The sequence below is a fragment of the Streptosporangium sp. OZ121 genome, from assembly GCF_051918885.1.
Classification (GTDB): domain Bacteria; phylum Actinomycetota; class Actinomycetes; order Streptosporangiales; family Streptosporangiaceae; genus Streptosporangium.
The window spans coordinates 246,623-258,218 of sequence record NZ_JBPXMC010000004.1 but is presented as its reverse complement, the minus strand read 5'-3'; the positions used below and the strand labels follow the sequence as shown (position 1 = coordinate 258,218).

General features: G+C 74.5%; 9 protein-coding genes. 6 read left to right on the top strand and 3 right to left on the bottom strand.

Annotated features, from left to right (window positions below):
* Positions 1-104 precede the first annotated feature (104 nt).
* Positions 105-1,058, top strand: a complete 954-nt coding sequence (locus ACTOQ1_RS11100) for a pirin family protein (RefSeq protein WP_440066199.1) — start codon at positions 105-107, stop codon at positions 1,056-1,058.
* A 15-nt stretch (positions 1,059-1,073) separates the two neighbouring features.
* Here ACTOQ1_RS11100 and ACTOQ1_RS11095 read toward each other — a convergent pair whose 3' ends face one another.
* Positions 1,074-1,916, bottom strand: coding sequence for a LysR family transcriptional regulator (locus tag ACTOQ1_RS11095; RefSeq protein WP_440066197.1), 843 nt, complete (start codon positions 1,914-1,916; stop codon positions 1,074-1,076).
* A gap of 72 nt (positions 1,917-1,988) precedes the next feature.
* Here ACTOQ1_RS11095 and ACTOQ1_RS11090 point away from each other — a divergent pair, with 72 nt between their 5' ends.
* Positions 1,989-3,212, top strand: a complete 1,224-nt coding sequence (locus ACTOQ1_RS11090; RefSeq protein ID WP_440066195.1) for an MFS transporter — start codon at positions 1,989-1,991, stop codon at positions 3,210-3,212.
* Positions 3,213-3,442: 230 nt separating this feature from the next.
* A complete protein-coding gene (locus ACTOQ1_RS11085) occupies positions 3,443-4,852 on the top strand; it encodes a dihydrolipoyl dehydrogenase family protein (RefSeq protein ID WP_440066193.1) in 1,410 nt (469 codons plus the stop codon).
* A 132-nt stretch (positions 4,853-4,984) separates the two neighbouring features.
* Here the strand turns inward: ACTOQ1_RS11085 and ACTOQ1_RS11080 are convergent, their stop codons facing one another.
* Both ACTOQ1_RS11080 and ACTOQ1_RS11075 read right to left on the bottom strand, forming a co-directional pair.
* A complete protein-coding gene (locus tag ACTOQ1_RS11080; RefSeq protein ID WP_440066191.1) occupies positions 4,985-6,166 on the bottom strand; it encodes an acyl-CoA dehydrogenase family protein in 1,182 nt (393 codons plus the stop codon).
* Between the two features lie 233 nt (positions 6,167-6,399).
* Positions 6,400-7,515, bottom strand: a complete 1,116-nt coding sequence (locus ACTOQ1_RS11075) for a M24 family metallopeptidase (protein WP_440066189.1) — start codon at positions 7,513-7,515, stop codon at positions 6,400-6,402.
* Between the two features lie 225 nt (positions 7,516-7,740).
* Between ACTOQ1_RS11075 and ACTOQ1_RS11070 the strand changes: the two genes are divergently transcribed.
* From ACTOQ1_RS11070 to ACTOQ1_RS11060, 3 genes are all read left to right on the top strand, one after another.
* Positions 7,741-8,958, top strand: a complete 1,218-nt coding sequence (locus ACTOQ1_RS11070) for a PP2C family protein-serine/threonine phosphatase (RefSeq protein WP_440066187.1) — start codon at positions 7,741-7,743, stop codon at positions 8,956-8,958.
* Between the two features lie 8 nt (positions 8,959-8,966).
* Complete coding sequence (locus tag ACTOQ1_RS11065; protein ID WP_440066185.1) at positions 8,967-9,878, top strand: 5'-3' exonuclease; 912 nt, start codon at positions 8,967-8,969, stop codon at positions 9,876-9,878.
* 275 nt (positions 9,879-10,153) lie between these two features.
* On the top strand, positions 10,154-11,503 hold the full coding sequence (locus ACTOQ1_RS11060) for an RNB domain-containing ribonuclease (protein ID WP_440066183.1): 1,350 nt from the start codon (positions 10,154-10,156) through the stop codon (positions 11,501-11,503).
* Positions 11,504-11,596 lie beyond the last annotated feature (93 nt).

The window sequence follows — 11,596 nt, the reverse complement described above, 5'->3', positions numbered from 1 at the left end:
GAAAGATACCGGAACCCGCCGACGGCCACGCACGTGATCCCCTCCCGGGGCGGATGACGCCACCCGATGCCCGGTATGGGCGGATCGCGACGTACATTCGCGGGATGAGCAACCTGGAAACGGATCCCCGCGAGTCGGCCTGCGGCGGCCTCGCGGACGTGGCGGCGGAGCCGGTGAACGAGCTGCTGACCGGCAGGGACGTGGTGCTGGGCGGCCCCCGGGCGATGAAGGTCACCAGAACCCTGCCGAACCGGGACGTCCGGATGGTCGGCGCGTGGTGTTTCGTCGACCACTACGGCCCCGAGCGGGCGAGGATGCACGTCCCCCCGCATCCGCACACCGGCCTGCAGACCGTCAGCTGGCTCGTGGAGGGTGAGATCCTGCACCGCGACAGCGTCGGCAGCGAGCAGTTGGTCAGGCCGGGCCAGCTCAACCTGATGACCGCCGGGCGGGCCATCTCCCACTCGGAGGAGTCGCCCGCCGAGGCCGTGCTGCACGGGGTCCAGCTGTGGGTGGCGCTCCCCTCCGCCGCCCGCGACGCCGCCCCCGCCTTCGAGCACCACCCGGCGCTGCCCACGGTGACCTCCCCAGGAGCGACGGTGACCGTCATCATGGGCGAGCTGGGCGGGGTCACCTCCCCGGCGACGATCCACACCCCGCTGGTCGGGGCCGAGGTGACGCTGGAGGCGGGTGCCGGGACCTCGATCCCGCTGCGCCCCGGCTTCGAGTACGCCGCGCTGGCCCTGTCCGGCACCGTACGGGTCGGCGAGACGGCTATCTCCCCCGGGCCGCTGCTCTACCTGGGCAGCGGGCGCTCGGAGCTGGCCCTGAGCGCCGAGGGCCCCGGGCGGCTGCTGCTCGTCGGCGGCGAGCCGTTCGAGGAGCGGATCGTCATGTGGTGGAACTTCGTCGGCCGGAGCCACGAGGAGATCGCCCGGTTCCGGCGGGAGTGGATGGAGGGTGAGGAGTTCGGCACGGTGCACGGTGCGGGAGCCGCCCCGCTGCCCGCGCCCGAGCTGCCCCTGACTCCCCTCAAGGCGCGCGGGCGCCGCCGCTAGCGGGCCGCGCACCGCTCAGATCATCCGCCTCAGGGCGGTCTCCACGGCGTCGACGAGCGCGTCGCCCTCGACGCCGGGGTGGCGGGCAAGGCCGAGTTCGACGTCCGGCAGAGCGGGCAACGCGGCCGCGTCGTGGCAGGCCATGGTCGGTTCGAGGTTGGCGGGCAGGAGCGCCGCGACCCCGAGCCCGGCCCGTAGCGCGGCGAGCACCCCGGCGAGGCTGTTGCTCTCGAACGCCACCCGCCAGCGGCGCCCCGTGCCCTCCATCGCCTCCAGCACCGAGGTCCGCCAGGCGCACGTGTTCGAGAACAGCACCACCGGCAGCGGATCGGCGTCGACGGCGACCCCCTGCCCGACCGCCCAGACCAGCGGCAGCCGCACCGTCCAGCGCGGCGGCCAGGGAAGATCCTTGACCTCGTCGAGCACGAGGTGGACACGGCCCGTGTCGTAGGCCTCCCGCATCTCCGCGCCGGAAAGGCTGAGCACCTCCAGCGTCGCGCCGGGGTGCAGCCGCGCGAGGTCGGCGAGTACCTGGGAAAGGCGGGAAGCGGCGAGATCCTCGAGGAGTCCCACCCCGCAGTGCCCGGTGAGCGCGCGTCCCGTGCCGGCGAGTGCCTGTGCCGACAGCGCGAGGATGCGCTCGGCGTAGGGCAGCAGTTCCTCGCCCGCCCGGGTCGGCGAGACACCGGACGGCGCCCGGTGCAGCAGCGGGCTGCCGACGGCCCTTTCGAGCTTGCGCAGCTGCTGGCTGAGCGCGGGCTGGGTACGGCCGAGCGCCGCCGCCGCACGGCTGATGCTGCCCGCCCGCACGGCGGTGACGAACGACCGCAGCAGGGCGGTGTCGAGATCACGTGCCATAAGCGTTCATTATGCCTGGTCCAACGAATTGACGACTTCCTATGGCATTGGGGGTGACCTAGCGTTGAAACGGTGATCAGATTTCGACAGGTGCTCGCGGTGCCGGGGATGACGCCGCTGCTGGGCGTCTCGCTGCTCGCTCGTGCCGCGATCACGGCGGACGCGATGGCGTTGACGATGTACGTCGTCATCGCCCTCGACATGAGTTACGCGGCGGCGGGGGCCGTGGTGGCGGCGCTCACCGCCGGGGTCGCGCTGGGCGGGCCGCTGCTGGGCCGGATGATCGACCGGCGGGGCCTGCGTACCGTGCTGCTCGCCACGGTCGTGGCGCAGCTCGTGTTCTGGCCGGCCGTGCCCGTGCTGCCGTACGTGATCCTGCTGTGCGCCTCCTTCGCCGCCGGCCTGCTGATGGTGCCGGTCCAGTCGGTCACCCGGCAGGCGATCGCCGCGATGACGACGGCGGGGCAGCGGCGGGCGGCGTTCGCGCTGGAGTCGGTGGTGGGCGAGCTGTCGTACATCGTGGGCCCGGCGGTGGTGATCGTGTGCGCGGCGACGGTGTCCCCCGGTCTGGTGGCGTGGGGAGTGGGCGCCGCGATCGTCGTCGGCGGGGCGGGGATCGCCCTGCTCGACCCGCCGATGCGGGCCGAGGACGAGGCGGGCGGCGAGGCGGCGGGCCGGCCCCGGCGCCGGGAGTGGCTGGGAGCGCGCATGGTCGCCGTCCTGACGATGGGGTTCGGCGTCGCGATGCTGCTCAGCGGCGTCGACCTGGCCATCGTCGCCACTCTCAGGGAAGCCGGTCAGGTCTCGTGGGCGGCCGTGGTCGTCGTCGTGTTCGGGGTGACGTCCGTCGTGGGCGGTCTGGTGTACGGAGCGCTGCCCCGGCCGATGCCCACCTGGCTGCTGCTCGGCCTGCTCGGGCTGGTGACGATCCCGGCCGGACTCGCCCGTGACTGGCCCTGGCTGTGCGTGGCCGTCATCGGTGCCGGGCTGCTCACCGCGCCGACCCTTTCCACGGTCTCCGACGCGGTGAGCCGGCTGGCGCCGGCCGGTGTGCGAGGTGAGGCGACCGGCCTGCAGTCCTCGGCGGCGAGCGCGGGGTTCGCGCTCGGCTCCCCGGTCGTGGGAGTGGCGATCGACGCGTCCGTGCCCGCGGGCGGCTTCGCGGCGGCCGGCCTGGCCGGCCTGCTCACCGCGCTGACGGGATACCTGCTCTCGCGCCGGCCGCCCGCCGCGCCGTCTCCGTCGTCCTCGCCGCGGGCACGCGAGCCCTGCGACGCCGTCGCGCCGGCCCCGTGACGTCGGCCCGGTACGGCTGCGGGCGCCGCGGGAATCGCCGGTGCGCCGCTGGAAGGCCGGTGCCGCGGCGGGGAGCTTCGGCACCGTCACCGGCCCACCGGCGGCTCCGGCTCGAACCCGCCGAGACCCGGGGCCCGTCCACGGCCCCGGCCGGAGGGTGCGAAGCTGGTACGACCGGCGTCGCCGGGGGCGGCGCGCGGCCGATGGCCGGTTCTCTGTGGGAGGTAGTCGTGTCGGACGAGTTCGACGTGGTGGTGGTGGGTGCGGGGCCCGCGGGCGAGAACGTCGCCGACCGCGCGGTCAGGGGAGGGCTGACCGCCGCGATCGTGGAGAGGAATCTGGCCGGCGGCGAGTGTTCCTACTGGGCGTGCATCCCCAGCAAGGCGCTGCTGCGCCCGGTGGAGCTGACCGCCGAGGTCGCCCGGGTGCCCGGCCTGACGCCGGGCCCGATCGACACCGCCGCCGTGCTCGCCCGGCGCGACGAGGCGGTGTCCCACTTCGACGACGGCGGCCAGGTCGAGTGGATCAAGAACGTGCCCGCGGAGTTCGTCCGCGGGCACGGGCGGCTGGACGGCCCCGGGCGGGTCGCGGTGACCGCGAAGGACGGCTCGGTCCGCACGCTGACCGCCCGGCGGGCGGTCGTGCTGGCCACCGGCAGCGGCGCGGCCGTCCCGCCGATCCCCGGGCTGGCGGAGGCGTCGCCGTGGACGAGCCACGAGGTGACGGCGGCCAAGAGCGTGCCCGGACGGCTGGCCGTGCTGGGCGGCGGCGTGGTGGCCTGCGAGATGGCCCAGGCCATGCACGGGCTCGGCGCCCGTGAGACGACCGTGCTGGCGCGCGGCGGGCTGCTCGGCAGGATGGAGCCGTTCGCCGGGGAGCTGGTGGCCGCCTCGTTCGCCGAGGCGGGCATCACGGTGCGCACGGGCGTCCGGGTGACGAGGGTCGAGCGGCCCATGCCCGGCGGCCCGGTGACGGTCCACCTGTCCGAGGGACCGCCGCTGGAGGCCGACGAGCTGCTGGTGGCCACCGGCAGGCGTCCGGCGACCGGCGACGTCGGCCTGGAGACCGTCGGGCTGGAGGCCGGGAGCACGGTGGAGGTCGACGACAGCATGCGCGCCACCGGCGTCTCCGGCGGCTGGCTGTACGCGGTGGGCGACGTCAACGGCCGCGCCCTGCTCACCCACATGGGCAAGTACCAGGCGCGGGTGTGCGGCGACGTCATCGCGGCGCGGGCCAAGGGCGAGCCCGACGACCTGCCGGGCCTGCGCGACGCGGCGGACGCGTACGGCGCGCCGCAGGTGGTCTTCACCGACCCGCAGGTGTGCTCGGTCGGCCGGACCGAGGCGGAGGCCCGCGCCGAGGGGTTCGACGTCCGCGTGGTCGAGTACGACCTGGCCAGGGTGACGGGGGCCTACCTGCAGGGCGACGGCTACCGGGGCAGGGCCAAGGCCGTCGTGGACGAGCGGCGCCGCGTCCTGCTCGGGGTGACCTTCGCCGGCCCCGCCGTGGGCGAGATGCTGCACTCCGCGACGATCGCCGTCGTCGGCGAGGTGCCCCTCGACCGGCTCTGGCACGCCGTGCCGTCCTTCCCCACGGTCAGCGAGATCTGGCTGCGGCTGCTGGAGGCGTACGGGCTCTGACTCGGCGTCCGGCCCGGCGTACGCGGGCCCCGGCCCGGCGTCCGACCCGGGAGGCGACGCCCTCCCGGCCCGGACGCCGCCGGAACCACCCTGCGGGTCACCCGCGCGCCGGCGTCGTGGACGTCACGGCCGTCACCGCCCGGCGTTCTCCGCCTCCTTCGCGAGGGCGCGGCCGATGACCAGGCGCTGGACCTGGTTGGTGCCCTCGACGATCTGCAGGACCTTGGCCTCCCGCATGAGGCGCTCGACCGGGAAGTCCTCCACGTACCCGTAGCCGCCGAGGACCTGGACCGCGTCCGTGGTGACCTTCATGCACATGTCGGTGGCGAAGAGCTTCGCCATCGCGGCCCGCGTGCCGTACGGCCGGCCCGCGTCGCGCAGCCGGGCGGCGTCCAGGTAGAGGGCGCGGGCGGCGGCGATCTGGGTGGCCATGTCGGCGAGCATGAAGCCGACGCCCTGGAAGTCGATGATCCGCGAGCCGAACTGGCGGCGCTCGGCGGCGTACGCGGTGGCGGTCTCGAAGGCCGCCTGGGCCACGCCCACCGCGCAGGCGGCGATGCCGAGCCTGCCGCCGTCCAGGGCGGCCATCGCGATCCGGAAGCCCTCCCCCTCGGAGCCCAGCAGGGCCTCGGGCGCCAGCCGCACCCCGTCGAAGCGGACCTGGGCGGTCGGCGAGGCCTTCATCCCCATCTTCCGCTCGGGCGCGCCGAACGACAGCCCCTCCGTCCCGGCGGGCACGTGGAAACAGGAGATGCCGCGCGCGCCGTCGGCCGAGGTGCGGGCCATCAGCGTGTAGAAGTCGGCGGCGCCGCCGTGGGTGATCCAGGCCTTCACCCCGTCGACCGTGTAGCCGACGGAACCGGTGGAGCCGCCGTCCCCGGGAACCGCCCTGGTCGTCAGCGCCGCGGCGTCGGACCCCGACTGCGGCTCCGACAGGCAGTAGGCGCCCAGCCACTCGCCGCCCAGCATCTCGGGAAGCAGCGCGGCGCGCTGCTCGGCGGTGCCGTAGGCGGCCACCGGGAAGCACGACAGCGTGTGGACCGACAGGCCGAGACCGACGGCCAGCCAACCGGCCGAGAGCTCCTCGATCACCTGCAGGTAGACCTCGTACGGCTGCGCCGCCCCGCCGTGCTCCTCGGGGTAGGGCAGGCCGAGCAGCCCCGCGCGGCCGAGCGTGGTGAACACCTCCCGGGGGAAGCGCCCCGCGGACTCGTCGGCCGCGGCCCGGGGCGCGACCTCCTTGCCGATCAGGTCGCGGACCAGGTCCAGGAGGTCATGGGCGTCGCCGGTCGGCAGAACGCGCTCAACGGTCATCTGAGTCCTTCCAGCGTGGAGACCCGCCCCAGGGTTCGCGGGGAGGGGCGCGCCCGCGTGCTCCGGGTCCCGGCGCGGAGTCCTGACCGCGAGGTCCCGGCGCGGACGGCGAGAGGGCGGCCGGGATCACCGGCCACCCCGATTCTGGCACCCTCCGCGCGACCGCGGCCACGCGGCCGTGCCCGCGGGCCGTCCCCGCACGACCGGACCGGGAACCACCGGCCCGGGAGCCGCTAGACGACCACCAGCTCGCGCGGGCGGTGGTTGACCCGCTCGCCGCCCTCCTCGGTGCAGACGAGGATGTCCTCGATGCGGGCGCCGTGGGCCCCCGGCAGGTAGATTCCCGGCTCGACGGAGAAGGCGAAGCCGGGCGCCAGCGGCTCGGTGTTGCCCGCGACGATGTAGGGCTCCTCGTGGGTCTCCAGGCCGATGCCGTGGCCGGTGCGGTGGATGAAGTAGTCGCCGTAGCCCTCGGCGGCGATCACGTCGCGCGCGGCGGCGTCGACCGCCTCGCACGTCACCCCGGGGGCCACGGCGTCGCAGGCCGCCTGCTGGGCCCGCCTGAGCACCTCGTAGTACTTCAGGAAGCCGGCCGGGGGCTCGCCGACGGCGTAGACGCGCGTGGAGTCGGAGCAGTAGCCGTCGGGCATCTGGCCCCCGATGTCGACCACGATCGGCTCGCGCTCCCGGACGACGCGGTCCGACAGCTCGTGGTGCGGGCTGGCGCCGTTGGGCCCGGAGCCGACGATGACGAAGTCGACGGTGGAGTGGCCGGCCGCGATGATCGCCTCGGCGATGTCCCTGCCGATCTCCCGCTCGGTCCTGCCGGCCCGCAGGAAGCCGGGCACCTGGGCGTGGACGGCGTCGATCGCGGCGCCCGCCGCGCGCAGCGCCGCCACCTCGGCCGGGCTCTTGCGCATCCGCAGCCCGCGCAGGACGGTCCCGGCGAGCACCTGCTCCGCGCCGGGGATCGCGTCGCGCAGGCGCAGCGACTGCATCGCCCACATCCGGTCGGCGAGGCCGACCCTGCGGACCGCGCCCAGACGTCTGCCGACGACCGCGTACGGGTCGTCGGTCTCGTCCCAGGGGACGAACTCGACGCCGAGCCGCGACGCCGGGGAGTGCTCGGCCGCGGGCAGCTCCAGGCGGGGCACCATCAGGAACGCCTCGCCCCTGGCCGGAAGCACCAGGCAGGTGAGCCGCTCCAGCGGCAGGGCCTCGTAACCGGTCACGTAGCGAAGGTCGGGACCGGGGGTGAGCAGCAGCGCGTCGAGCCCGGCGGCGGCGGCCGCCTCGCGGGCGGCGGCCAGGCGGGTCACGGGATAGAGGTCAGAGGGCTCCGTCGTCACGGCGACCAATCTAATCCCGGGCGGAACGACGATGCATCCGGGCCGCCCCCGGAAACCGAAAGTCAGGGAAAGGAAGGCACGAAGGCGACTCCGCCACTACAATCTGTTGAAGTACGATCACATTTTGTTGGCAAAATATCCGTAAAGCCACACATTTCGAGAGCGAGCTACATGGTCGGCGTAGTGGGCGGCCACCAGCCACCCCTCCACCCACGAAACGACCATGTGACCGGTCAGGCCCCGTCGACCGCCGCTGAGATGGTGCAGCGGTTGCGCGGCGAGCTGGACGAGCACATGGCCGTGGAGCGACAACTCCTCACCGCACGCCTAGCGCACGCGGAGCGCATGGGCGAAATGGGCTGGGCCGAGTGGGATCTTCAAACCGGAGAGTCCATCTGGTCCGACCAGGCGTACACCATATTCGGCCGCGCCCCCGGCGACGGCCCGATCCACCTGCGCGACCTGCCCGGCCACGTCGAGACGGCCGACCGGCCCGACCTCGACCGGCTGCTGTGGTCCGTCGTGCACCGGTCCGAGGCCGGGGAGGCCGAGTTCCGCATCCGCCGCCACGGGGAGCTCCGGCACCTGCGCGCCGCGCTCGACCCCGTCGTGACCGGCGGGCATCCCGCCGTGCACGGCGTCGTGCAGGACATCACCTGCCGGCGCCGCGCCGAGCGGATCATGTCGGAGTCGCGCAGCAAGCTGCTGAGGGTCCGCGAGCAGGCCGCGGAGGAGCACGACATGAGCGTGGCCCTGCGCGAGGCGATCATGCCGGGCCTGGGCGACACCATCGACCTGCCGCACGCGCGCATCGCGGTCCGCTACGTGGCGGCGGGGGTCAAGCCCGGCCTGGGCGGCGACTGGTACGACGCCGTTCCCCTGTCCGACGGCAGGGTGCTGCTCGCCATCGGCGACGTGTCCGGGCACGGGATGGCCGCGATCTCCCAGATGGCCCAGCTGCGCCACGCCCTGATCGGCCTCGCGATGACCGGCCACTCCCCCGACAGGCTGCTGGCCTGGCTCAACGACCTCGTGCTGCACCGGATGCCCGAGACGACGGCGACCGCGGTCGTCGGCCACCTCGACCCGGCCACGAGGACGTTCACCTGGGGGCAGGCGGGGCATCCGGCGCCGATCCTGGTCCGCGAGGGCACGGCCACCCAGCTCGACCCGCCCGCCGGGGTGCTGCTGGGCGCCACCCCCGACGAGCCGTACGAGCTGGCCGGGGTCGAGCTGCGGGAGGGCGACCTCCTGCTGCTGTTCACCGACGGGCTGGTGGAACGGCGCACCCGCGACATCGACGAGGGCCTGGCGCTGACCATGGAGGCCGCGGCCCTGCTGAGAGGCGACCCGGACGACGGGCTCGACCGGCTCATCGAGGTGATCGGCGGACCCAACCCCGAGGACGACACCTGCGTTCTGGCGATCGGCGTGCTCGGCTGATTGGTTAAATGGTCGCCATGCCCGGCCTGATGCTTCTCGACACCCCCTCCCTTTACTACCGCGCCTTCTACGGCATCCCCGAGTCGATGACCGCGCCCGACGGGATGCCCGTCAACGCGGTGCGCGGCGTCATCGACATGATCGCCATGCTGATCCGGCGGCACTCCCCCGCCGAGCTCGTCGCCTGCATGGACGCCGACTGGCGCCCGGCCTTCCGGGTGGCGGCCATCCCGACGTACAAGACCCACCGGGTCGCCGAGGGCGGCGCCGAGGAGACCCCCGACACGCTCGCCCCGCAGGTGCCGGTGATCGAGCGGGTGCTCGACGCGGTGGGCATCGCCCGCGTCGGCGTGCCCGGCTACGAGGCCGACGACGTGATGGGCACGTTCACCGCGCGGGCGAGCGGCCAGGTCGACGTCGTCACCGGCGACCGCGACCTGTTCCAGCTGGTCGACGACTCCCGGCCGGTCCGGATCCTCTACACCGCCAGGGGGGTCAAGAACCTCCAGGCGGTCGACGAGGCCGCCGTCGCCGAGAAGTACGGCATCCCCGGCCGCTCCTACGCCGACTTCGCCACCCTGCGCGGCGACCCCAGCGACGGGCTGCCGGGCGTGCCGGGAGTGGGCGACAAGACCGCGGCGGCCCTGATCACCCGGTTCGGCTCGCTGGAGGCGCTGCTGCGCGCCGCCGACGGGGGCGAGGGAGCCGGTGACCTGACCGCCGGGCAGCGCGCCAGGCTGTCGGCGGCCCGCGACTACCTGCGGGTGGCCCCCGAGGTGGTCCAGGTCGCCCGCGACGCCCCCCTTCCCGAGGTCGACATCGCGCTTCCCGCCAAGCCGCGGGATCCGGAGGCCCTGGCGGCGCTGAGCGAGCGCTACGGCCTCTCCAGCCCGCTGGAGCGCCTGATCTCCGCGCTCTGACCCCGCCCGCCCCGATCCCGCCGCCCTCCGGCCCGGCCCCACGCCCCGCCGTCCGGATCGATCCCACCCCCGTCCGGCCAGGTCTCACCGTCTCCATCCGCCGCGTTACGGCTCTGACCTGGCTCCCGGCCGCGCCGGTCGGCATCGCCCCGGCCGGCCGGTGGGGTGGCCAGCCGGGAGCCGGTAGGTTGCTCCCTGTGCCTCACAAGAGCATCCGGGTGCCCGGAGAGTCCCATCCGCGGCTCGACGACGGTTTCGAACGGATCCGTCGTGAGATGAAACTGCCTGAGGGTTTCCCCCGGGCGGTGGTCGACGAGGCCGAGTGGGTCGCCGAGGTGCCCGCCCTGCCCCGGCTCGACCGGACCGATCTGCCGCTGATCACCATCGACCCCCCGGGAGCGATGGACCTCGACCAGGCCGTGCACCTGGAGGAGCAGCCCGGCGGCTACCGCGTCTGGTATGCCATCGCCGACGTCGGGGCGTTCGTCAGGCCCGGCGGCGCGATCGACGCCGAGGCCCGCACCCGCGGCGAGACGGTCTACATGCCCGACGGGCGCGTGCCGCTGCATCCGCCCGTCCTGTCCGAGGGCGCCGCGAGCCTGCTGCCCGGCGTGACGCGGCCCGCCGCGCTGTGGTGCGTCGACCTGGACGCCGAAGGCCTGATCGTGGGCGCGGACGTGACCAGGGCGCTGGTACGCAGCCGCGAGCGGCTCGACTACGACTACGCGCAGGCCGCCATCGACACCGGCACCGCCGACGGCACGCTGCGGCTGCTGGCCGAGATCGGCCGGCTCAGGCTGGCCCAGGAGCGGGCCAGGGGCGGCGTGACGCTGCCCACCCCCGATCAGGAGGTCGTCCTCGACGGTGACGGTTACCGGGTGGAGATGCGCGCCCCGCTGGACGCCGAGGCGTGGAACGCGCAGATCTCGCTGCTGACGGGCATGGCCGCCGCCGCCATGATGCTGGACGCCGAGATCGGTCTGCTGCGGGTGCTGCCGCCCGCCCCGGCGGAGAGGATCGCCCAGGTGCGCCGGGTGGCCGCCGCTCTCGGCGTGCCCTGGCCCGAGGGCGCGGGGTACGGCGACGTCGTGCACTCCCTCGACCCGAAGATCCCCGAGCAGGCCGCGTTCCTGCAGGAGTCGACGGTGCTGCTGCGCGGCGCCGGATACGTCGCCTTCAACGGCGAGCCGCCCGCGCAGGCGGAGCACGCCGCCGTGGGCGCGCCGTACGCGCACGTGACCGCCCCGCTGCGCCGCCTCATCGACCGCTACGCCACGGAGATCTGCCTGGCCGTCGCGGCGGGCGAGCCGGTGCCGCAGGACGTCCAGCGGGCCATGGGCGAGCTGCCGGAGATCATGCACGCCACCGGGCGCCGCGCGGGCGGCGTCGAGCGGGCGTGCGTGGACCTGGTGGAGGCCTTCGTGCTGCGCGAGCGGGTGGGCCAGACGTTCGAGGCCGTGGTGATCGACGTGGCCGAGGACCGCCCGTGGGGCCAGGTGCAGGTCACCGACCCGGCGGTGGTGGCCCGCTGCGACGGCGAGGGGCTCCCGCTGGGAGAGACCGTACGCGTGCGGCTGACGCGCGCCGACCCGACCACCCGCGAGGTCCGCTTCAGCCTGGCCTGAGCCCTCTCGCGGAGTCCTGTCCGGCCCCCTCCGGCCCCGCCGCATCCGGCGAGGCCCGGCGAACCGCCCGGCCGGGACCGAAGACGGCCCAGG